General features: G+C 35.1%; 21 protein-coding genes and 1 tRNA gene. 5 read left to right on the forward strand and 17 right to left on the reverse strand.

Translation table 11 applies throughout. The annotated features are described in order from the left end of the window. From K9N40_04455 to aroA, 17 genes are all read right to left on the reverse strand, one after another. Window positions 1-434, reverse strand: a 434-nt coding sequence (locus K9N40_04455; GenBank protein MCF7813711.1) for a TetR/AcrR family transcriptional regulator, incomplete at its 3' end; no start/stop codon positions are given. A 131-nt stretch (window positions 435-565) separates the two neighbouring features. Continuing rightward, a complete protein-coding gene (locus K9N40_04460; protein MCF7813712.1) occupies window positions 566-1,003 on the reverse strand; it encodes a nuclear transport factor 2 family protein in 438 nt (145 codons plus the stop codon). Between the two features lie 137 nt (window positions 1,004-1,140). Next, window positions 1,141-2,841, reverse strand: coding sequence for a PKD domain-containing protein (locus tag K9N40_04465; GenBank protein ID MCF7813713.1), 1,701 nt, complete (start codon window positions 2,839-2,841; stop codon window positions 1,141-1,143). 63 nt (window positions 2,842-2,904) lie between these two features. Then, window positions 2,905-4,197, reverse strand: coding sequence for a DUF2851 family protein (locus K9N40_04470; GenBank protein ID MCF7813714.1), 1,293 nt, complete (start codon window positions 4,195-4,197; stop codon window positions 2,905-2,907). A 190-nt stretch (window positions 4,198-4,387) separates the two neighbouring features. Then, window positions 4,388-5,500 carry an NAD(P)/FAD-dependent oxidoreductase gene (locus K9N40_04475; protein ID MCF7813715.1) on the reverse strand — a complete coding sequence of 371 codons (1,113 nt, stop codon included), beginning with the start codon at window positions 5,498-5,500 and terminating at the stop codon, window positions 4,388-4,390. Window positions 5,501-5,508: 8 nt separating this feature from the next. Beyond that, entirely contained in the window at window positions 5,509-6,354 is an 846-nt protein-coding gene (gene panC / locus K9N40_04480) for a pantoate--beta-alanine ligase (protein MCF7813716.1), read from the reverse strand. Further along, window positions 6,354-6,719, reverse strand: a complete 366-nt coding sequence (locus tag K9N40_04485) for an aspartate 1-decarboxylase (protein MCF7813717.1) — start codon at window positions 6,717-6,719, stop codon at window positions 6,354-6,356. Before K9N40_04485 ends, panC begins: the two co-directional genes overlap by 1 nt. A 134-nt stretch (window positions 6,720-6,853) precedes the next feature. Next, on the reverse strand, window positions 6,854-8,092 hold the full coding sequence (locus tag K9N40_04490; protein MCF7813718.1) for an MFS transporter: 1,239 nt from the start codon (window positions 8,090-8,092) through the stop codon (window positions 6,854-6,856). Then, window positions 8,079-9,155: a DNA replication/repair protein RecF gene (locus K9N40_04495; protein MCF7813719.1), complete on the reverse strand. Its 1,077-nt coding sequence runs from the start codon at window positions 9,153-9,155 to the stop codon at window positions 8,079-8,081. Before K9N40_04495 ends, K9N40_04490 begins: the two co-directional genes overlap by 14 nt. Before the next feature lie 35 nt (window positions 9,156-9,190). Next, complete coding sequence (gene dnaN, locus K9N40_04500) at window positions 9,191-10,309, reverse strand: DNA polymerase III subunit beta (GenBank protein MCF7813720.1); 1,119 nt, start codon at window positions 10,307-10,309, stop codon at window positions 9,191-9,193. A gap of 81 nt (window positions 10,310-10,390) precedes the next feature. Continuing rightward, window positions 10,391-10,663, reverse strand: a complete 273-nt coding sequence (locus K9N40_04505; GenBank protein MCF7813721.1) for an HU family DNA-binding protein — start codon at window positions 10,661-10,663, stop codon at window positions 10,391-10,393. A gap of 259 nt (window positions 10,664-10,922) precedes the next feature. Continuing rightward, a complete protein-coding gene (locus K9N40_04510) occupies window positions 10,923-12,896 on the reverse strand; it encodes an adenylate/guanylate cyclase domain-containing protein (GenBank protein MCF7813722.1) in 1,974 nt (657 codons plus the stop codon). Further along, window positions 12,880-15,225, reverse strand: a complete 2,346-nt coding sequence (locus K9N40_04515; protein ID MCF7813723.1) for a hypothetical protein — start codon at window positions 15,223-15,225, stop codon at window positions 12,880-12,882. Before K9N40_04515 ends, K9N40_04510 begins: the two co-directional genes overlap by 17 nt. Window positions 15,226-15,228: 3 nt before the next feature. After that, window positions 15,229-15,906 (reverse strand): FecR family protein, encoded by a 678-nt coding sequence (locus tag K9N40_04520; GenBank protein ID MCF7813724.1) that lies wholly within the window; start codon window positions 15,904-15,906, stop codon window positions 15,229-15,231. Window positions 15,907-15,917: 11 nt separating this feature from the next. Next, complete coding sequence (locus tag K9N40_04525) at window positions 15,918-16,976, reverse strand: hypothetical protein (GenBank protein ID MCF7813725.1); 1,059 nt, start codon at window positions 16,974-16,976, stop codon at window positions 15,918-15,920. Between the two features lie 22 nt (window positions 16,977-16,998). After that, entirely contained in the window at window positions 16,999-17,931 is a 933-nt protein-coding gene (locus K9N40_04530) for a D-alanine--D-alanine ligase (protein ID MCF7813726.1), read from the reverse strand. Between the two features lie 33 nt (window positions 17,932-17,964). After that, a complete protein-coding gene (aroA, locus tag K9N40_04535; GenBank protein ID MCF7813727.1) occupies window positions 17,965-19,209 on the reverse strand; it encodes a 3-phosphoshikimate 1-carboxyvinyltransferase in 1,245 nt (414 codons plus the stop codon). Between the two features lie 159 nt (window positions 19,210-19,368). Here aroA and K9N40_04540 point away from each other — a divergent pair, with 159 nt between their 5' ends. From K9N40_04540 to K9N40_04560, 5 genes are all read left to right on the forward strand, one after another. Next, a complete protein-coding gene (locus tag K9N40_04540; protein MCF7813728.1) occupies window positions 19,369-20,007 on the forward strand; it encodes an ABC transporter ATP-binding protein in 639 nt (212 codons plus the stop codon). After that, entirely contained in the window at window positions 19,991-21,217 is a 1,227-nt protein-coding gene (locus tag K9N40_04545) for an ABC transporter permease (GenBank protein MCF7813729.1), read from the forward strand. Before K9N40_04540 ends, K9N40_04545 begins: the two co-directional genes overlap by 17 nt. Next, a complete protein-coding gene (locus K9N40_04550; protein ID MCF7813730.1) occupies window positions 21,210-22,196 on the forward strand; it encodes a YihY family inner membrane protein in 987 nt (328 codons plus the stop codon). The genes K9N40_04545 and K9N40_04550 overlap by 8 nt, the downstream gene beginning before the upstream one ends. Before the next feature lie 30 nt (window positions 22,197-22,226). Continuing rightward, window positions 22,227-22,316, forward strand: a tRNA-Ser gene (locus K9N40_04555). A 32-nt stretch (window positions 22,317-22,348) separates the two neighbouring features. After that, window positions 22,349-23,734 carry a C40 family peptidase gene (locus tag K9N40_04560; protein ID MCF7813731.1) on the forward strand — a complete coding sequence of 462 codons (1,386 nt, stop codon included), beginning with the start codon at window positions 22,349-22,351 and terminating at the stop codon, window positions 23,732-23,734. The last annotated feature ends 397 nt before the right edge of the window (window positions 23,735-24,131 follow it).

Raw genomic sequence — 24,131 nt, forward strand, 5'->3', positions numbered from 1 at the left:
TTAATTATTTCCTGCAAAAACTTCAGATAACGTTTGATCGGTTGATACTCTGGAAATTTCTGGTAAAATTCAGTACTTTGCCTTAATTCTATCGACATAAATCGGGCGATGTGTGGTTTTTCTGTAAAAAGTTTTACATGATAATCGAAGAATTTTGTCAATCGGGCTACATAGCTGTCTTCTTCCTGGAATAGAGATTTTAATTCTTCCAATTTACCGGCTATCAGCTCATCGAAAGATCGTATCAACAAGTCATCTTTGTTATTGAAATAAAGATATACTGTGCCATCTGCTACACCAGCCTTTCTTGCAATGTCGCTGATTTTAGTTTTATGAAAACCTTTGATCGCAAAAGTTTCGATAGCAGCATCAATTATTGATTGCCGTTTTCTATTCTTCTTTTCAACCACCTTTTCAGATTGTTTTCTTATCATTCCTTCCTCCACTGAATCTTATTCAATAACGTCAAAAATGAATCTTCATTCAGGCTGTCAACCAGAATGTGAAAATAATAAAAAAGAAGGAAGACTTTCATCTTCCTCCAAAAAAATTGAGATAAAATATTTTATTTATGTTTCATTGGCAAAAGATTTGCGTGAGAAATCCACTTCCAGCCCTCTGGTGTTCTGCTGAAAACAGAAAGCCTGGCAGACTTCTTGTCATAAGTTTCCCCTTCGATGGTTTCTTTGACATGTACAAAATAGGCGACATTCATAGTATTTACATTTTTTGTAATGACAAAATCAGTTAGTTCAAAATCTCCCATATTCAAGCCTTTAACAAGTTCGATCTCATCTGCTTTGTTTCTGGTTCCATCAGCATGAATCGATTGAAAAGCGGGATCTAAAACATTATCCAAATAATCGATATTACCTGTTTTCATCGCATTCCAAACTTCTTTTACCAATACTTCACCATCGATATCTTCAGGTTGATTATCGCATGCAATAAAGCCTAGAGCAATAGCGAATGATATCAAAATGATCGGTAAAATTTTCTTCATAACACTCCCCTTACTTTTTATCGTAAATATAAAAAATAAATCCATACGAGAAAAACTCTGTTGATTTTTCATGTCAAGTAACAAAAAAACCTGCCGGTATAAATTTCCAGCAGGTTTTGTTCTAATAGTTGAAAATTCTATTTGAGTAATATCATTTTTCTGGTTTCTGAAAAACTACCAGTTTTAAGCTGATATAGATAGATCCCGGATGACTGAGATTCAGCATTCCATTCGAACTGATGAGTTCCACTATCAAAAGATTTAGATTGTAATAGCTGTCCGTTTGAATTGTAGATTGTCAATTCACCAGTATCGCCATCTGCAATCTGGAAGGAAATCTCTGTTACAGGATTAAATGGATTGGGATAGTTTTGATCTAATGAATTTAAACTTGATAATATATTTCCGGTTCCAACAGCAATTACTTCTATATAGTCAACACGAGTTCTTGTATCTGTAATTGTACCATCACTTACAGTAAGTGAAACAGTATATAAACCACCTTCGCTATATATATGTACAGGATTTTGCTCGTCACTGTCAATCGAACCATCGTTATCAAAATCCCATTCCCAGGATGTTACAGGTCCAATTGAGTCATCACTGAACTGTACTTCCAGAGGAGAATTTCCAGAAAGAGGATCAGCATGAAAATCTGCTACAACTCCTTCGCCAACTGTAATATAATCTATTTTTGTTTCTGTATCGGAATTAGCTCCATCTGATACAGTTAAAACAACTGTGTAAATTCCAGTTGTGGTATATTCATAAACTGGGTTTTGTTCATCGCTGTCAATTGAGCCATCATTATCAAAATCCCATTCCCAGGAAGTTACATTCCCAGTAGAAAGATCTGTAAAAGCTACTTCCAAAGGAGCATATCCAGATTGCGGATCAGCACTGAAATCAGCATCTAAATCTGTTTCAACTACGATGTAATCTACTTTTGTTTCTGTATCAGTGGTAGATCCATCTCCTACTGTTAAACTAACAGTATAAGTGCCAACGACATCGTAAATATAAGTTGGATTTTCTTCGCTACTGTCAATCGAACCATCATTGTCAAAATCCCACTCCCAACTTGTAATATTCCCAGTAGATTCATCGGTAAAGTTAACTTCTAAAGGAGCATTTCCGGTTAAAGGATCGGCAGAAAAATCAGCCACAAGCGGAATCGTATCGATCAAATCATCCGGAGTTCTGGGGTTAAGACCATATTCATCATAGCTATAATCTAAACAACCAATAATTTCCATCCATTCCATACCAACTGTAATTACAATCGGTGGAGTTACAGAATCCAAATAGAAGAAACCATCGTCTACCTGGCATTCTCCACTGCCGTCATCAACATACCATTCTCCATAATTATTTTGTTCTGCAGTAACTACTACATTGGAAACTGAAACCAAGCAACCTTCATACGGCTCAGCCAAAGCTGGCACAACCAGATCTAAAGTTGTAACCTGTAATGGATCGGGTACTGGATTTCCTGAACTTAAAACTGTAATTGTACAATATCCTAGCTCAGTCAATCCGTAATATTCAGATACAGTTCCCGTAACTTCTACTTCATCGCCCAAAGCAGGTCCAGCAGTATAATCGTAAACATAAATTCCATGCCAAGCTCCACCACCTGGATCACTCATGAAGAATTTATTATCCTGATTGTAATTTTCTCCTGTCACAATTCCTGTTACGGTAACTATTTGTCCATCCATTGGTGATGGATATGTTCCATCAGGACCAGGATCAGTCGTATACTGGATATCGTAAATGGTTGTAGCAAAAGCAGTAGAAACAAAAATTAAAAATAATAAAAACATGATTTTTTTCATTATAACCTCCTTGGTTAGAAAGCAAATTCAGGCAATTTATGTCAACGCAAAAAACTGAAAAACCTATGAACATTCTTCACAATCGTGATATTTACATTGATCAAAATATAGTTTAATAATCCCTTGCTGATTTATTGCTTTTCGGTTAACAATTTTTTTATATGGATCCGGCAGGAAGTTTTCCATAAAATTCGTAATGTAATTTTTGGGAAGTCCAGGATATTTTTGATAAACTTTTAAAATATTTTGTTCGAGATCAGCATAGCTCTTTTCTTTGGCATAAACTATGATAAGCGGCAAAATGATATTTACAACAATTGTATCGATCCTGGTTTTTCCCAACTTATACTTTTCGGGAAGAAAATCGGGAGTTGTTTGAAAATAGTTATAATTCTTCTTTTTCAATTCGGATAATTTGAAATTAGCAATGCTGAAGGAAAATAGCTTTAGCACCTCCTTAAATATTGAAGTTTCCAAACTTCTGTATAAAATCTCTACGACTTGTAAAATCCTGATCGCCGGGTGATTTACAGGGCGAATTCGAAACAGTTTCCAATTTATCGGAATCTGGTCTGGATTTAATTTCATTTCGTGAAACAAATCTATCCATTTATTTTTTAGTTCAAGCGGGAACGTGGAAGGCAGGTGGTTTATAAGATCTGAAGAACACAGATATAATGCAATTAAATGATCCTTCTTCATTCCATCAGTATATAATTGCTTAATTTTTTTATACGGAATCTTCATCGCTAACTGGATCATCTGATATTTGTTTTTGCTATAACCAAGTGATTCCAGCAAACCTTGATATAGCAATTGTTCGAAATCGGCAAAATAGTGTTCAGCAGTAAATCTTTTAATTTTTTTATAAAATCTTTCGTTTCCAAGTTCAATCAGGAATGATCTAAATTTTTCCTGATTCATATTATTGATCAATCGGCAGGATTTCGAAATGGTTTGCTTATTTTTACCTAAATATTTTTTGGTCAGTTTATTGATATCCTGGTTCAAAAAATCTTTCAATTCCAGAATTTCAAACTGAGTTCCATCTTCGTTGAAATTGAATTTATATTGCCCGTTGTGTTCATACACCACCTGTAAAATAACTGAATTGAAAGCAGGATTTTCATGATGCTCATGAACCTTCCAATTATAAGTTTCCAATTCGATCTCTACATCTCCTCTCATAACTTCACCATCAATTTCTATGATTGCATCTTTGAAATCGGGGCCAGAATCTGTATTCCACCTTCCAGGAAAAAGAATCTTCATTTTTTTATGGGAAATTGTTGTTAACTCTTCTACAATGTGCTGAGCATCCCAGATGTGATATAAAAAACGTTCAGTTAAATGCATAAAACCTCCAAAAAGAATAATAAGAAGATATTCCACTGCATTTTTCAGTAGAAATTATGTTTCAGCATGATGATAATTTATCTACACATCTGTTCTGCATTCTTTAAAAAACAGAAAAATGCAGAACATCTCCTCCTTAAACTGAGAAGATAATTTTTCTACCTCGAAGTAAGCATCGAGGATTTTCTGATCAATAGATAATTCTGTTATCTATGAGTTCTTTTATTTCCTGTGCTATTGACATGCTGGCAGTTAAACCAGGTGATTCAATTCCAATGCAATTTATAAAATTTGGATAGCCTTTTTCCGATTCGTCTTCAATATAGAAATCTCTGAAATCATCATTTTCAGCTTGCAGTTTCGGCCTGATTCCAGCATCATCTGGATGCAGAGTTTCAGGATCGATATCGATATATCTTTGAATTGCCTTAATAAAATCATCCTTGTGTGTATCGTCCATCATATAATCGAGTTCATCTACATAATAAGCGCTGGGACCAAATCTAACTTCTCCCATCAAATTTATCGTAAGGTGAATTCCCAGAGAAATTCCCCTGGGATCGGGAAGAGGATAAATGAGGTGTTTTATTCCTTTCAGATTGGAAGACTTGAAATATTCACCTTTGCACCAGTGCAATTCCAGTTTCTGGCGACGAATATTTATTCCAACCATGTCTGCAATTTCATCGGAAAATAGTCCAGCACAATTGATGATCGTATTTGCTTCGAAAGCTTCTCCATTTTCGAAATTTACCAGATAACCTTCATCCAGCGTATCGATTGTGATAACTTCCATATCATAAACAATAAACGCACCTTTTTTCTCAGCTTCGCTTTCCAGTCTCTGCATCAATTTGTGTGTATCTATTATTCCTGTGGAAGGTACATGAAGAGCTGCTTTTGCCTTTATATCTGGTTCAAGTTCATAGCATTCTTTCTGAGAAATAATTTTAAGATCTTTTACACCATTTTTCTCACCATTGGCTTTAAGTTTTTCCAGTTCAGGGATTTCTTCTTCGGTAGTTGCCACTACAAGTTTCCCGCAGTTATCGAATGGAATATTGTGCTGTTTGGCAAAATCATAGATCATTTCCAAACCTTGAACACAATGGATAGCCTTTTTGGAATTCTGCGGATAATAAATTCCTGAATGCAGTACTTCGCTATTTCGGCTGCTGGTGTGCCTGCCATAAGTTTCTTCCTGTTCTACCAGAACAACATCCTCATATTCTTCTGCCAATGAATTTGCAACTGCCAAGCCTACAACTCCACCACCGATGATCAAAATATCAACTTTTTCCATTTCTCACCTCAATCTGAAATATTCATATTATCAATCAGTCTTGTATTTCCTATAAAAACTGCTAAAACTATTCTGGAATTCTTTTCTGCTTTCTGCTGCGATTGCAATGTATTCGGATCGATAACTTCAATATAATCAATTCTACCATCGTTATTTTCGATCAAATTGCGCATTTCAGCAGCGATATTATCGACATCGCAAATCCCATCCTTGAACATTTTACGAGCCAGCAGAAGCGATTTATAAAGGCATAAAGCCCTTTTCCTTTGCTCAGTATTCAAATATTTATTCCTGGAACTCATAGCAAGCCCATCATTTTCACGAATCAGCGGACAGCCAATGATCTCAGTTCGAAAATTCAGATCACTACCCATCTGCTGCAGAACTTTGAGCTGTTGAAAATCCTTTTCTCCCATGAACATAAAATCGGGATCGATAATATTCATTAATTTAGTGACAATAGTTGTAACGCCGCGAAAATGATTTTTGCGTGATTTTCCACAAAGAACTTCAGTAAGATCATCTACAATTACCCAGCTTTTATAACTTTTTGGATACATCATTTCGTTGGTTGGGAAGAAAACGTAATCGACTGCTAATTCAGTCAAGAGTGAAATGTCTTTATCAAAATCACGCGGATAGCTGCCCAGATCTTCGTTGGGACCAAATTGTGTTGGATTTACATAAATACTTACAACAACAATATTCGATTTCTGTTTGGCAGCTTTGACCAAGCTTAAATGCCCTTCATGAAGGTAACCCATCGTAGGAACAAATCCGACTTTTCCTGTGGAACTTTGCCTTGCATTTCGCATTTCTGCGATGGATCTTATCACAACAGGTTTTTTGCTCATTATTTTTCCAAAGTAATAAATTTCTGGTTTAAATCGTCTTCAATTATTAAAATTTTTGCTTTATGATTTTTCATTTCTTCTTCATTCAACTGCCCGAAATTTACGATTATAACTTTATCATCCAGGCTAACTAATCGCGCCGCAGCACCGTTCACACCAATTACACCCGAACCAGCTTCACCTTCTAAAATGTAAGTAGCAAAACGGTTACCGTTGCTGATGTTGTAAACTTCCACTTTTTCATTCGGTTTCATACCGCTGGCATCCAGAAGATTTTTATCGATTGTGATACTTCCCACATAATTCAAATCTCGCATTGTTACATGAGCTCGATGAATTTTTGACAACAACATTGTTCTCAGCATTTTACCTCCTGCAGTGTTTTGATGAACTTAAGATAGGCATCATCACTCACTGCAAATCAAAAACTAATTTATTGATTTTATTATTTAAATGTCCAGATTTTTTTTGAGTGATTCTTTTGTAAACTTGTTTTTAGTTATTCTTCTATTTGCCAGGAAAGCGCTGCTGTTTGTCCTTTCTTCTCATTAACTGTTTGAAGAATAATTGCTCCGAAGATAAAGAAAAAGAGAACAGATAAAATTGCCCAGCGTTGATCACCAGTAATACGGGAAATTTCACCGTAAACCAGAGGTCCCAGAATTGATGCAATCCTGCCGGTAACAGAATAAAAGCCGAAGAATTCTGCCATTTTATCTTTTGGAGTAAGAAGTGCCAGCATCGATCTGCTGCTGGATTGACTGGAACCGATGGCAATTCCTGCCAGTATTCCTACTAAGTAAAATTCGTTTATCGATTTGCACAAAAATGCCCAGATCACAACAGCTATCCAAATGAGTAATGTGATTGTTATTGTTTTTTTTGCTCCGATTTTATCTAAAACATAACCGAATGTGAATGCTCCGATCATGGAAGTGATATTGGCGATGATAAAATAATTAATTAACTGTTTGGAACTCATATCAAAACGGGTAGATCCATAAATTGCAGCAAAACTAATGACGATGATAATTCCATCATTATAAATAAGATAGCTGATGATGAATTTGAGAAGTTCTCGAAAATTGCGAAGACTTTTCAGGCTTCGATGAATACGTTTGAAAGCTGTTTTGAAATAATTGGTTCGTTTGGAAGGTTTGCGAATTTCTTTTAATAATATAAAAGTGGGAATAGCAAAAATCCCGAAAAATGCTGCAACTGTAGGAAAAACAAGCGGAGTCCATTTATTGTGAACCAAAGGAAGAACGATAAGAAGAGAAATCATTCCACCAATATAACCAACAGCCCAACCCCAGCCGGAAACCTTCCCCATATTTTCTCGATTCGTCACGTCGGGAAGAAGTGCATTGTAAAAGACGTTTCCACTGTTGAATCCAAAATTGGCAATAATAAAGAAAAGCATTCCGGTAAAAATATCTCCGGCTCGTACAAAATAAAGAAGTGCTGTAAAAATTACTGTTAAATAACAATTAAAAAAAAGAAATCTTTTTTTGGCTCGGGAAAAATCGGCAACAGCACCAAAAATGGGAGCAGAAACAGCTACTAGAAGCATCGAAATACTGACAGCTCTTCCCCACATTGCAGTTCCCAATTCACCTTGATTTACAACAACTTCCTTGAAAAATACACTGTAAATAACTGTTACTATAATAGTGGTGAACGATGAATTAGCAAAATCATACATGATCCAGCCGAAAATGTTTCTATTCATTTTCATCTGTTTGTTCCAGATTTATTTCTGCTAATTCAAAAGATTGGTAATTGATTTTATTTGGTGTAGCAATGAATATCTGATGTTCTTCATGCAGTAAATTCATGATCTGTGTTGAACGTTCTTTATCAAGGTCAGATAACACATCATCAAACATCAAAATGGGAGTTTCATCAGAATGCCTGGCAATAAGTTTGGCCTGAACCAGCCGAACAGCAATTGCCAGAGAACGCTTTTGTCCCTGAGAGCCGAATTGACGCACAGGATGATCATCGATCATCAATTCGATATCATCCAGATGCGGTCCACTCAAACTTCTTTCATAATGAACTTCCTGCTCCACACTGTCTTCCAGATGCTCCTGAAGTGATGTTTCTAAATCATCACCATTTTGAGGGAACGAATATTTATATTTTATGGAAAGCTTATCTCTATTATCGCTGATCTGATGATAGTATTCCTGCAAAACAGGAATGAATTCTTCCAGATAAATTAATCTCTGTCTAATTATTTGAACTGCCAAATCTACAAACTGATTGTCCCAGATTCGCTTTTCATGAGGATCAAATTCGCTTTTAAGAAGTGCATTTCTCTGTTTTAGGATTCGATTATAATCTCTGAGATTTGTAATATAATCAAAAGAATATTGCGAAACAGCCTGATCTATAAAACTTCTTCGATAAGAAGGTGGCCCGCCTGTAATATTGATATCAACAGGAGAAAAATAAACTACTTTTAGATATTTATAAAGATCACTAATACGGGAAATTGTGTTGCCATCTATTTTTATTATTTTTTTCGTTCTATCTGCTGCAGCTTCGAAAAGATGTTCTTTTTGGGAAAATTTAAAGTTACCTTCTAAACGAAAAAATGCTTTTGAAAAGTTGATCAGTTCAGTATCTTTACTGTTTTGAAACGACTTTCCAAAAGCAAAATATGCTATTGCTTCCAGCAGGTTGGTTTTTCCGATTCCATTTCGTCCAAAAATCAGTGAACCTTCTGCAGGAAAATTAAAATCACACTCTATAAAATTTCTAAAATTAGTTAACTTTAAATATTTAATTTCCAATTAATAAAACCAATTGATCTCAGATCCTTTCGCAATTATGACAAACGTAAAGGCATCAACAAAAATCTGGCAAAATAACGTTCGTCTGTATCTGTATTGAAGAAGAGTGCTGGTTCATTTGATTTCCCCATGCGAATTTCAATAAAATCAGATTCGAGAACGTTCAAAATGGAATTGAGATATCGATAGTTGAAAGCGATAACAAGGGGTTCACCGGAATAATTGAAATCTTCCAGATTTTCGTTTGCATCTCCTTCTTCACGTTTGGTTGAACTTATCGAAAAAGCACTTGTGGAAATATCGAATTTTACCTTAAAAGTATCTTCGGAAGCAAGCAGGGAAACCCTTTTTACAGCATCTTTTAAAATACTTTTCTTTATTTTTAGAACGTTATTATTATTAGCTGGAATTGCTTTAGTATAATCAGGAAATCTTCCTTCAATAATATGGGTGAAGATCGTATAATTGCCATAAGAGAACATAACTCTGTTCGATTCTATCAATATGGAAACATCAGGATGATCTTCATTGAAAACTTTGTCTAAAAACAAAAGGCCTTTTGTAGGAATTATCTGCTCTATTTGTTCTGGAATATCAACCTGATTGTTCAAATTGAATTCAGCGATCTTTTTACCATCGGTAGCAACCATGAGTTGTTTATCGGGCATGATCTTCCAATAAATTCCGGTAAAGATGGGTCTATTGATCTCTGTGGAAACAGCAAAATGAGTATTATCGATCATCTTTTTGAACAACTTGGCATTCATTTTAAATATATTGTCCAAATTCTTTTGCGGAACAAGCGGGAATTGACTGCTTTCTGCACAATGAAGATTGTATTTAACATTACCGCACATTATTTTCAGATTATCTTCTTCCAACAGGAAATGAGCCATCGAATCGGGAAGAACATTGATCATATCATTTAAATTTCGGGCAGAGACAGCAACTTTTCCGCCTTCAGTAATATTTGCTTCAAATTGTGCAACTACAGTAATTTCAAGATCTGTGGCTGTAAATTTTATATTATCTGCTTTCTCATCTGCTTCGATAAGATAATTTGTAAGGATCGGCATTGTGTTTTTGCTGGGTACGATTTGATATAAATGTTGAATATTGGAAAGCAACTTTTGTTTTTCAATAGAAAATTTCATTTCTCCCTCTTTTTTACAAGATTAAAATAAAAGAAAAGCAAGAGCAGTTAAGGAGCTCTTGCTTTTATAAGAAATTAAAAACTACTTAACTGCGTCTTTCAGTTTTTTACCTGCTTTAAATACTGGAACCTTACGTGCTGGGATTTGAATTTTAGCTTTTGTTTGTGGGTTAACGCCAGTTCTAGCATTTCTTTTGTTTACTTTAAAAGTTCCAAAGCCAACAAGAGAAACCTTGTCGCCTTTTTCAAGTGCTACTGTAATTCCATCAATTACAGAGTTCAAAGCTTGGTTTGCAGCTTTTTTGGTAATACCTGCTTCTGCTGCAATTTTTGCGATTAAATCTTGTCTGTTCATCAATTCCTCCTTTATTTTTTGGGTCTCAAAACACCTGTCGAGTAATTGGATTGGAGCAAAATCTTGTCAATTAAAAAATTTCTTAAGAAGCCCATTTGAAGCGCATTACAGCAATTTTGAGATCACTTTTCTGGTTCCAATCCAGTTGCCTGTACGACGTAATCTTATGCAACGCAACATGTTAGAGATATTAGGATGCAAATCTATATTAACAAATAAAATTCTTCAAAAAAATGCAAAAAATCCTAAACCTGCATCATTATTGACTTTCAGTGATTTCCGGTTTTTCATCCTGGCTTTCTTGAATAGAATTTGTTTTGTCACTTTCTGTTGAAATTGTGTTAGCTTCCTTTTTGATGCCAATCAGTTCGAATACTTTAACAGGTATAGATTTACCTTTCACGGTCGCTTCATCTACAAATTCAGCAATAATCTTATCTGAACAGAGATTATATGTTGATTCACTGATGAGAATGTTATTCCTGGTTTTGTAATTCCTGGTAAGAGCTTCAATGCGAGCTCCTGCGTTCATATTATCACCAATTGCGGTGTAATCGAAGATTTGTTCTGAGCCAAGATTTCCGACGATCATTGTACCGCTGTTTAAGCCGATACCAATATCAACAGGATCTCTTTTTTCAGCTATCCATTTTTCTTTCAGCTCATTCATTTTCAAGCGCATTTCAATTGCTGCTTTACAAGCTCGGAAAGCATGATCTTCCAAGGGTACAGGAGCACCAAACAATGCAATGATTTCATCACCCACGAATTTATCCAGAGTTCCTTGATTCTCCATTATCACTTCGACCATGGCAGAAAGATATTCTCGGACAATTTCAACTGTTTCTTTGGCAGAATGACTTTCTGTATAAGGAGTAAAAGATACAATATCTGCATAGATTACAGAAAGATCCATCTGCTTGCCGCCATATTCCAATTTGCGAGGATCTTTTATAAGTTCTTCTACTAATTCTGGCGCTATGTATTGTCCAAAAGCCTGCTTTATGAATTTTCTTTCACGCACTGTCTTTATATATTGGAATATCAATCCCGAAATATATGTAATAATAATCAATAATGGGATTTCCAGAACTGGAATCTGAGTATTTCTCGATGTAAAAATGTAATATGCAAAACCTACATAGATAACTATCATAATCAAATTCAGAATAAATGAAATTGAAGGTTTTAAATTGAAATTGATTATGAATAATATTATTCCAATAAATAAGAATATTCCAAGGAAGATAAAGAAAGAAAATTCTTGTAGATAATCATGCTGAAGCACCATTTCGATAAAATTTGCATGAATTTCCACACCCGGTGTCAATCTCTGATCTTGGCTGAAAAATGGTGTATGATGCAAATCATGGAATTCTACCGCAGTTAATCCGATCAATACGATTTTATCTTTCAAAATCGGTTTGAGTTCATTAAACTCGTTTAAATCGGATTCAATAGATTTTTCAAAATCAGTGGTAAAAGTAGAATCATCGATTACTTGAGCATAATCAAAATATGGGAAATGTCGAGCAGGTCCGAAGTAATTTAATAAGACACTCTTTGAACGATATTTAGGAATGAAATTGTCTCCAAGTCGGAAATATCCGGGATTGTTCTGGAATTGACTAGAATTGGGTGAAATGCCATAGACATCGGCTAAGGCAAGCAAACCTATAGATGGTTTTACTTCGTCCTTTCTTTTTTGGATAATCTCATATTTTCTTACAAAACCATCTTCATCTGCAGTAATATTTACCATTCCCCACTTCACATTTCTTTCCATAAATGGTCGGATAGGAGTGAGAAATTGTTCTCGGGTAGAAGAATCATAAATTGTTTTGATCAACTTGCCAGCAATTACAATATTATCATATTTTCCTGCAACGGAAGCAAGATATTCATCAGCTTCTACATCAGAACGTTCTGTGAACTCGATATCAAAGATTATTTCTTTCACACCTGCTTTTTGCAGGTTTTCGATAAGATGTGCATGATAGTCTCTGGGAAAGGGCCAGCTTTCATTCAGCACGTTAAATGTTTCATCTCCGATTTCCACGATCACGACATTTTCCGAAATCTCTCTTGCACCTCGCATTATAAAGAAGAGGTCTTTTGCCTTGTGTTCCAGACTTTGCCAGAATGACGAAAGGAAAACGATCTCCAAAACGATGAAAATCGCTATCGGAACAATGATAAATTTTAATTTATCCGTTTTAGAATTTCTGAACAATTTTGAATCTCCAAGTTAAAGTTGTGTAATCTCCATCTTCTATTTCATTATCTTTGAACAATTTAACACCAAGATTGGTTGATAAAAATGTTCTTATAAAAACTTGGTAATATGCTCCTACATTAAAAAGAGTAGAACTTTTATCTTGATCACCGCCAAAAATATCATATTTGAGATCACAATAAGGTTTGAGCGTATCTTCCAGAAGTGAATAAATTCCCTTCAAATATATAGAATTAAAACTATTTTCCTCAGTTTCTCCAGCATTTTCCTTATCTTCCACTGATAGTGTGAACGATATTTCTGTCTCCAATGGCAAACTTTCCCATTCGCTGTTTGCCGATAAAATGAAATTATTCTTCGAATAGACATAATCTGTCGTGTCGTTGTTGGCTTCGTTAGTGTAGCTGTAATCGTTGGCATATTGCATAAAGTTAAAAGATAATCTAGTAGGAGCAGTTTTGAATTGATTAAGATCGTAACTGGTTCCAAAACTGATGATGGAAGAATTTGCATCTCCAAGATTGCTGCTTCCTGATCTTGCAGTAGTGTTCATGGAATATGAAAGTCTGAAATTGAGATCGGAGGTAGCGCGATAAAATAATTGAGAATTATAATTAGAAGTTTTGGTTGTATAATCTTTTTCATCATTCAGGTTATCTGCGATCAAATTCAATGAAAGATTCAGATTAACTTTGTTTTTCCAGAGGTTGATATTATCATTAATGCCCAAAACCGAAGTATCAGTTTGCAGATAATTGGAAGATAAGGAATTAAAACTTCCACCAACTGCAGAATAATTTATATTGAGGAAATTTCGGTAGAAAAAGGCTCGCAGATAGGTTTTATAGGCGAGATTTTTAAGACTTGGCGTATAAGGTTCCAGATTCTCATTTATCACTAATATCGGTTCTAAATCTTCAGGATCAAATGGCAGATCAAGTTCGGTATCAAGTTCTGCTTCAATATCTTCAATGCTCATTGTTCCTTCATAGATATTTCTGTTCAGATAACTCATTGCCACTTCTGCTCCCATCAGCAATCTGCGTTTGAAAAGGGCAAAGGAGACATCTGAGCCCAGAACGATATTATCTTGAGGTTCTACTACATATGAGCTATCTGCATCGATCACATAATCTTCGTCAATAGAAGCGATATCATCTTTATTCTTGGAAAAGCCCAAACTCCACATCACTGCGTCAGGTCGACCAAATTCTGTGCGTAAACTGTAAGTATTGGTGGCAAATGTACCTGCATCGTATTGAAAATCACCATCCACAGCTCTATTACTTTGGCCACCTGTGAATTTCATTCTAAAATTACGAAAATGCAGGTTGGTATGAACACCTCGTACATTTGTTCCGCTCAATAAAAATGTTCCATAATTTGGAGAAAGATCACCAGCAGTAAGATCGAAATATTTGGTCATAAAAGCAATATTGTACCTGTTCACGGGTTGAGCTTTATGAGTTTCCAGTGAAGAAAGATAGATCTTACTTTTAAAACCTAACCACTTGTATTTACCTTGAAACATCAAAAGATAATTTGCTCGCTTATCGGTATCATCATCATTTTCATAATTTTGTTTCGAATAATAGGTGCTAACAGTTGATTTTCCTCTTAAATTAATATCTGTTTTCCAACTTTTTTCTACAATGCTCATTCGCCATATTTCAGATTTTATCTCGGTTCCGTTTTTCAGATTAGCTTTCACCTGATAATTGTACTTTCCCTGAAATAAACCGGAAACTTTGTAGATCAGTAAATTTTTGTAAATTTCAGCCTGATCAGTTCTATCTTTGTCATTCAAATAGAATTTTACCGAAGAAAGATCGATATTATTCTGAATGGAAAAAAATGAGATTGCAATGATGAAATCCTTGGAGAAGTCTGTGTATTCAGGATCAGGAGAAAGTAAAATGAACTTCTCCTGCATGAATTGTTGTTCAGGCTCTATAATTGTAATAAGAAATGGAGAAGATTCTGGATTGAATTCTGGCAGGGAAACAACTGTTTCATCACTTTTGCGAACTTGGAAGAAATATTCTAAACCAGCTTCCATATCATCTGTATTTTTTATGATGAATTCGAAATAAGGCTGCGTTACAGATGTCATATCTTGTTCCATCTCGTTATAAACTATTTCTCCCTGCTGCCGGTAAAACATTGTAACTCCAGCAATTTGTTCGATTCCTTCCCGAACATCAAGTCTGATATTAATTTTTTTTCCTTTTTGGATTGTCTGGATCGGATCGTGATTCAAAACAACTTCCGAAAATAGTGGAATTATGATCAACACTAATACGATTATTGAAATTATTTTGAGCATATATTACCTCTTTTCAAATTCAATTTCTATTATCTCTATTTCTCCATCTTCATTTTCCATTTCGATCTTTAAAGTTTCTACTTCTTTGATGTCTTCACCTTTTTCTTCATAAATTTCTTCAAATTCATCTGCGCTTACATCGGAAAATGTAAACTCACCAGCTTCATTCTCAGCAGCTTTCTGACCAGATGTAACAGAAACTTCATTGGAAGTTTGCTTATTCTTTATAGACACTTCTCCTTCTTTAACGCTTACAGAAGCTCTACCGCTCTCACCCACTTCTACCATAAACTGAGTTCCTTTCACGGAAACCACGTTGTTCGGTGTATCAACTTCAAATATTCCTGTTTTCTTTTTTACCTGAGCCAGCAATCCACCCAGCATGAGAGTACTTCTTTTGTTCAGTTTATCATCTTCTTGTTCTGCTTCAATCGTAAGAATGCTATTGGGAAATAATTTTACACTGGAACTTCCATCAATGAATTTTACAACAGCAAAAGATTGTTCCTTGCTGATGAGTTCATCTTTATTGATAAGATTTTGGCCTTCTTCAGCCATCATTTTCTCTTCATCTCTATTTAACTCAATTTCACCTTTGGCTTTTATCATGAAGGCTACAGGATCGGCTGCAAAAAGAGAAACAGCAATAATTAACAAAAGAAAAGTAGTTAAATTTTTCATGGAGCTCTCCTTTATTCCAAAACATCCAATTCGCCGTTGGCCAATTGGTTCAAGATATTCATCAATTCATCCACCGAAATTTCCTGTCCCTGCCAGGTAATCGTGGAAATATTATATCCGTTGTTCAATAGATTTTGTAGAACAGTTATATCACCAGTGTTCAATTGATTTAAAAAGTTTATCACAATAACTTCTTCTACTTCGTCCTCTTCTTCCATATCTATTTTGAAAGTGTAGAACACACTCTGATAAGTTTCTGTGGAACCTGGTGAAGAAAGTGGAGCTGAAACACGCCAGGCATAGATCTCACTATTTTCCAGAGATGCTGCACTGCCGGGATAAACTATAGAATTACTGATTGTAGTGGTTGTATAATATTTATCCAAAAGCTCGATTTCTTCTGCTGATTCGATTTCTTCATCGATATGATAAAGATCGAAAGTATAGTTTGCTAAATTTGAAAACCAGATAAATTCAGGATATTGGTTCATCAAATTCATTGGTCCGAAACTTCCCAAAGGATAACCAGGAGTGATCAAGGAAATTGAGATCGGTGATTGGATTGTGATGGTTGTAGAAACTGGGTCAGAAAGTGGATTGTCATTCAAATCTCTAACTTCGAACCAGAAATTATAATCTCCATCTGGCATTCTGCCGGAAGAAAGTACAAAATCTTCGATATCAGAAAGTAGATCATCATAATCTCCAGAATTATCAAAATCTACAGGATCGTTATTGACAATATCCCTATTTGTTAAGCGGAGAAAGGCTGGATTAACTGGAATTTCTGGTGAGAAATCATTTGTGATAAGATCAACATTTGCCTGCGCATCAGAACGTGTCACTTCCACATGGATCTTGTAATCTTCCAAAGGTGAAGAAGCCGTTGTACTGAAATTCATAACAAAAAATTCTGGTTGGGAATCAGGTTCCTCAGGATTGAAATTTGCAGGATAAAACGTGTTGAAATAAGTACCCATTGGTGTAGTCAGTTCAATGTTTACATCAAAACTTTGAGCAAACATAACGCTAAAACAAAAAACAAAAAACAAAATAAAAATCTTTTTCATAAAACTCTCCTTTTCGAGTTTATTAAAATCTTTTCAAAGATATCTCGATAATTTTGATAAGTAGCTCATCAAAACTGATCCCTGCACTTTTAGCAGCCATCGGCGTTAAACTCAGTTCTGTCATTCCCGGTAAAGTATTCACTTCTAGAAAGAAGAATTTTTCACCATCGAAACGAAAATCTACTCTACCGTAAACTGAACAACCAAGTTTCTTGAATATTTGAACAGCCATAGATTGGATCAGATTAATTTCATCATCTTCTAGCTCAGCTGGAGATTCGTAGATCGTGTTGCCTTTGGTGTATTTATTGTTAAAATCGTACCAGCCGTTCTTTGGTTTTATTTCTACAACCGGAAGTGGTTTGTCATCAAGTATCGTCACTGTAAGTTCACGACCGGAAATGAATTTTTCGAAAATTACTTTGTCGCTGTACTTTTTTGCTTCCAGGAAGGCAGGAATTATCTGTTCTTTATTTTTAACAATTGAAATACCCACTGAAGATCCTGAATCATTTGGTTTGATAACAAAAGGAAAACCAAAAACATTTTCCACATCATCCAAACTAAATTGATCTGTATCTGTTTCAATGCTGCGTTGCGGTAATTCCAAACCAATACTTTGAGCAATTATTCCCGAAATTTCTTTATCCATTGCTATAGCGCTGGAGCGGGAATCGGAACCGGTGTATGGAATCTTTTCCAAATCTAAAAGAGCTTGGATCTTTCCGTCTTCACCATCTGTTCCATGTAAACCGTTAAACACGATCTTAGCATTGAACTTTCTTATTTTTTCGATCAATTTCCCATAAGATTTAAAATCAGCAGGATCTAGCAGAAGAGTTTTCAATCTTGAACCCTGTAATGATTTATTGATCTCTTCAGAAGTGATGCGGGAAACTTCGGCTTCTTCCGAAAAACCTCCCGATAATATAACTATTTTTTCGTTTTTCATCATAAAAACATTTCTTATAAAATAGATAAATAAATGTCAAGAATTAACTATAAGACTATTCATATTTTCCAAAAAATCAGGATTGGATTTGTTAATACAGTTCAAGTCATCAATTTGGATTTCGGGATAAATAATTTTGAGAATAAAGAGTGACATTGCAATGCGATGATCGTTGTGAGATGAAAGGATCTTTGATGTATTTAATTTATTGCAGGGTAGAACTATAAGGTGTTCTTCCTCATATTTTAATTGAACTCCCAGCTTTGCTAATTCACTTTGGATACTCTTTATTCTGTCACTTTCTTTATAACGAAGATGGTTGATATTTTTTATCTTTGTAGGTGTCTTTGCAAAAATAGCTAAAACAGCAAGTGTAGGAACCTGATCCGGCATGTGTTTCATATCGAATTCAATTCCATGTAATTCACCTTTCTTTACCCAGATCATTTCATTTTGAATTTTAACTGAAGCTCCCATTTTTTTTAAAATTTCAAGAAATCCATAATCCGGCTGTAACGAATTTTCTGAAATTGGTTCTGTTGCAATCCAGTACTCTGAATTTGCCCCAATCGCCCAGAAATAAGCTGCTGATGAATAATCAGGTTCAACATTGTAAATCTCTTTTTGTTCATACTTTTGACCCTGTGGAATTTCTATAAAATCTTTATGAATGATTACATCAACTCCAAAATCTCGCATAATCTCTGCAGTCATATTTATATAATCTTTGGAAACAATTTCATTTTCTAATTCTATTTTTAATCCATTTTTCAGTTCAGGAGATATCAACATGAGAGCACTCACAAATTGACTGCTGATACCAGCATCTATGGAGATTTTATGATCAATTATGTTTTTTCCAACAATATTAATTGGATAAGATTCCATATCGATTTCTGCACCAAGTTTTTTTAGTGCATCTATCATTGTTTTTAATGGCCTTTTTTGTAATTGTTCAGTTAATTCTAATTTTGATTTTAAGCCTTCCCAAACAGATAGGCGAGCTAATAGAAATCTGGCTGCTGTGGCTGAATCTCTTACAGAAAGTTGAACTTTTCCCGAATGATCATGAGTTTTGGAAATTGTAAGAAAATCACCACGCTCAATAATGTTATATCCCAATATAAAAAGGTTTTCAGTCATAGTTCTTATATCATCACAATTCGAGAAATTTCTGAATTTCAGTGGTTTATCCATCATCGTGGCAATTATCAGCAATCGATTCAAAATAGACTTCGAAGCCTGGATCTTAATCGGCATTCTATGTTTGCTTTTATTCATTTTTCCTCACTGGGATATTTTTGCTGTTCCCTATCCTGAAAGTCAATAAACAAATTTATTTTGACAACAATTACCTCTTTTTAATTATCTCACTAATATTTTGTTAAGGATTGAAATGTGGAATTAATAAAAGTTAATAGTTTAACCAAGCAATATAAAATGGGAAAGATCGTTGTAAATGCGCTCAATGGTGTTGACATCACGATCGACGAAGGTGATTTTGTTGCGATCATGGGTCCTTCCGGTTCCGGGAAATCGACTCTGATGCATATTTTAGGATGTCTTGATTCTCCAACAGAGGGCGATTACATTTTACAGGAAGAAACAGTTAGTAATATCAAGAAATCAAAGCTTGCAGCAATTCGAAATAAGCAGATTGGTTTTGTATTTCAGACCTTCAATCTTCTTCCTCATTTAAATATTCAAAAAAACGTTGAACTTCCTTTGATGTATGGAGGATATTCCAAACGTAAAAGAATTCAATTGGCAAGAAAGGTTTTAGGAGAAGTTGGTCTGGGAGATCGTCTTCGCCATAAACCATCAGAACTTTCCGGTGGTCAAAGACAGCGCGTTGCCATAGCCAGGGCTATTGTGAATAATCCAGCCATAATCCTGGCAGATGAACCAACCGGGAACCTTGATACAAACTCGGGAAATGATATTCTGGGAATTTTTACAGACCTGCACAAAAAAGGACATACAATTATTATCGTTACACACGATTCTTATGTAGCAAAAAGAGCAAATAAAATCATCAATATCGTGGACGGACTAATTCATAATGGCGATATCTCTTAAAGAAAGTATTGTAGTCGGTTTTACAGATTTCTGGTCTCGAAAGGTTAGAAGTCTGGTCACAATCATCGGAATCGTTTTAGGCGTTATGTCGATCATTGTTGTTCTGGCTCTGATGAAAGGAATTAACAAACAAACACTTGCCTGGATGATGGAGCGTGGCGGACTCAGCAAAATATCAGTTTATAGAAATTGGACTTATGAAAATCCGTTAAAACTCAATAATCACTTTACCTGGCGAGAACTGAATTTGATCCGATCTCTTATTCCTGAAGCTAAGTATTTCAATCCTTCAGAACGCAATTGGACAAGTTATAAATACCAAGATAAGGAATATAGATCATCAATTTATGGTGTGCTTCCCGATTTTTCCAAGATAGAAAACTGGGATGTTCAGGAAGGCAGGTTCATCAGTGAATTCGATGTAAGCCAATCCAACGACGTCATAGTTATTGGAACAGAGATCAAAAAGGAACTATTTGGCAGCAAAGACGCTATTGGAAAATTCGTAACAGTTCTAGAAAGAAGACTTCAGGTAATCGGTATTATGAAGCACCGATTTATGAAGAATAGCGGAATTTTGGGAAATGAAAATGGTTTGGCTTACATGAACAGAAGAGCTTTTATCCCGCTCAGCACGATGATCCATAAAGGAACCGGTGAAGATGAGATCGGTAGTTTCATCGTAAAAGCACAGGATGCAGACAGTGCTCCTGAGCTTAGAGAAAAACTGGAATCTATTATTCTGAATTTACGTCAGGGTAAACCTGTTTTTCGCGTGGAATCTGCCCAGGAAGCAGCAGAACAACAGGCAGAAAATCAAAGAAATTTTCAATTGATCTTTTTCTTGATAAGCACAATCTCTCTTTTTGTTGGTGGTATAGTTATTGCCAATATCATGCTTGCAACTATTCAGGAAAGAACCCGAGAAATAGGAATCAGGATAACGGTAGGTGCTAGAAGAAGAGATATCTTTATACAATTCTTGGTACAGACGGTGCTTGTTACATTTATTGGTGGAATTCTTGGTGTAGTTCTGGGGCTTTCGATTTTGGATATCGTAAGTAAATTTATAGAATTTGAATTAATTGCTGGTGTTGGAATGATAGTTATAGCACTAATCGTGTCAGCAGGTGTGGGGTTTTTATCTGGAATTATACCCGCAATTGTTGCCAGCAGATTAAATCCTGTGGAGGCTTTGCGTTATGAATAAGGTTTTAGATTTTTTAAAAGCATTTTGGAAAAAATATAATGAAGACAAGATATTCAAGGAATCAGCTGCTCTTACCTATGTTACACTTTTGGGTTTTATTCCATTTATTATTTTTATAGTTTTCTTTTTACCAGATCTGCCTTTCTTGAAGCTTGAAGACAGAATCAGTGAGCTAACTCGTTCCATTTTTGTTCCGGAATCCGCCCAGATCATTTTCGATTACATATCACAGATGACCAGTAAAAGAATTCCTTTTAACACCATAAGTTTTGTAATCCTGCTCTTTACATCTTATTCTCTATTTCAGATCATCAATACCACTTTTGACACGATCCTTAATGCCAGGGAAATGAAATCCAAAAACTTCCTGACTGAAATTACAAGATTTCTCGGTATGACCGTTTTTGGATCGCTTTTAATTCTGGTTTTACTATCAGCAATCTCGCTACCAATCGTATCAAAATTTTTAAATATCGGAATTTTGCAGCGTCTATCTTTGTATGTTTCACCATTTTTTATTTTAACACTTATCTTCAGCCTGGGTTTTTTCTACATTCCCACTGTAAAAGTAAAAAAACGGTCGATTGTTATTGGTGCAGCTATTTCGGCAACGGTTTGGATATTATTCAAGTCATTTTTCAACTGGTATATTTCTACACTTACAAATATTGAATTGATCTTTGGAGTTCTGGGAGCTATTCCAATTTTCCTGATCTGGATATATGCCAACTGGCTGATTCTTCTTAGTGGTGTTATTATTGTTTCAATTTTAGAGAAGCGCCATGTTCGTCGTTCATCCAAAGAAATCGATCAAGCATTGGTGAAGATCAGCTTTGAAGCTGTAATGGATAAGAAGTTCATCAAAACAAGATTTCCCAATAAAATGAAAAAAGAAGATTTGAGTGCTTTACTTTCGGAATTGGTAAATAATAAAGAACCAAAAAAATCTAAAAAACAGTTTACAGAAAAAGACAGCTAAATTTTTTCGCAAGCATATAATTTATTGAGTGGAGACGTGTCCGAGTGGCTTAAGGAGCACGCTTGGAAAGCGTGTATGTGGGTAACTGCATCTAGGGTTCAAATCCCTACGTCTCCGCCATTTTTTATGTGTTCATTTCTTAAGAGGTATGCATGAAAAAATCCGCTTATATATTATTTGTATTCATTATCTTATCAGGTTGCAGTCATCTTTCAAAACAGGAAAATAATATCTATCATGTTCGAAACGAATATTATTTTGCTCCGCATCTTTTGCCGCATGTTTCACCCGAAATGCAATTTGCTGGATATTGGATAGATAAAATAGAAAAACCGGATTCAATAATTTTGAACTCCAATGATATCGAAAATTTGAACTCTCATATAAAGAAAATTGGATTAATCAGAAATGTTATTGATACAGAGAAAGATGACTCTTTAATTGATGAATTCCATGATCTTGCCTATAAATATATTGAACGTAAAAAAGTTTTTTTAGAAGAAGCCGAATTGTATGAACAGGATGGCAGCAGACTTAGCGCAGAAGAACTCGATTTTTATCGTGAAAATCTTCCTCGTGATTTAACTGATTTTTCAAACCTTTGCTTAGATTCTTTGGCTTTCATCACTCATTTCAGTAACGAATTGAATTTACCCGGTAACTATTTTCTATCTGAAAAAACTTTTGATGAAGAATTTAATCGTTTGCAAAACAATGGATTAGATATGGGAAACATCACATTTGCTGTTTGCCTTAGTAGAGATAGAAAATGGGTTTTTCAAGTTAATAATGATTCTTATGGCTGGATTCCAAAAGAAAATTTATTCATGTTGAAAAATTATCATCAACTTGCTAAGTTCAAAAGTGGAATTGTCTGCATCCCTTATGCTCAATTTTGGTTTAAGCAAAATGAGTCTGGTTTCGCTGGCACTTTGCGAATGGGTTCAAAAGTTTGGATCGATACAACTTTTAGTGATGAAAAACATTTCAGGATCTACTGCCCAAAAGTCACCGCAACATTTTTTGCCTATATTCGTAAAAATGAAATTGTTTTACAGCCGCTTTCGATAACTTCTCGCAATTTGCTGGAGAAAGCCTTTTCATGGCTAAATTATCCTTATGGTTGGGGCGACACTAATCAGTTTGTTGATTGTTCCAAATTTATTCAGAAATTATATGCCTTATTTGGAATTAATTTTCCTCGCAACGGAAATGCACAACAAAATTCCTGGCAAAGTTTAAGGGAGATTTTTCCAGAAAAACCGGTTCCTGAAATTCTGCAGAATTCAGGTATTCCAGGTTTCACTTTACTTCGTATGCCGGGACATATAATGCTATACGTGGGAAGTGAAAGTAACAAAGATTATGCGATCCATGTTCTTTATCGATATCAGCAAGTTGACGAAAGCATAATATCAAACAGAGTTACAAACCGTATTGTAATTTCCGATCTAGATCTTAGTCGGGGAACTCCTCGTGGTTCTTATCGTGAAAGGTTGAATGTTATTTTGAATCCGGGAATAAAAATTTCACAGTAAGAAAAACTCTTTTTAAAGTCTTCTTTTGCTAAGATTGTCTGCTGTGATCATAAAAGAGAAACACTAAAAATAAATAAAGAAATTCATAAATTTTACTCTCCCCATAGCAGAGTCAGGGGGTATTTCGCCAAATTTATTTCAGCAAGCTGAAAACCGAATTCTTATTATTTACTCCTCTCCGGCAACTGCCGGATCTCCCCTCAAAAAAGGGGAGAAAATTTGGAAACTCCGAGGCAGAGCAGCGAGGAAATCTTTCGATTAAAAATAAACAAAAGGAATTCCTCTTTTCCTCCCGCTTACTGATCTATGATTTTGATCAATTCCTTTCCTAAATATGGAATAAAGATTTCTATTTGATTTGAGAAATATTGTTTGTGGATAAAAAAGGTTAAATTTT

The organism is Candidatus Cloacimonadota bacterium (assembly GCA_021734245.1).
Taxonomy (GTDB): Bacteria; Cloacimonadota; Cloacimonadia; order Cloacimonadales; family TCS61; genus B137-G9.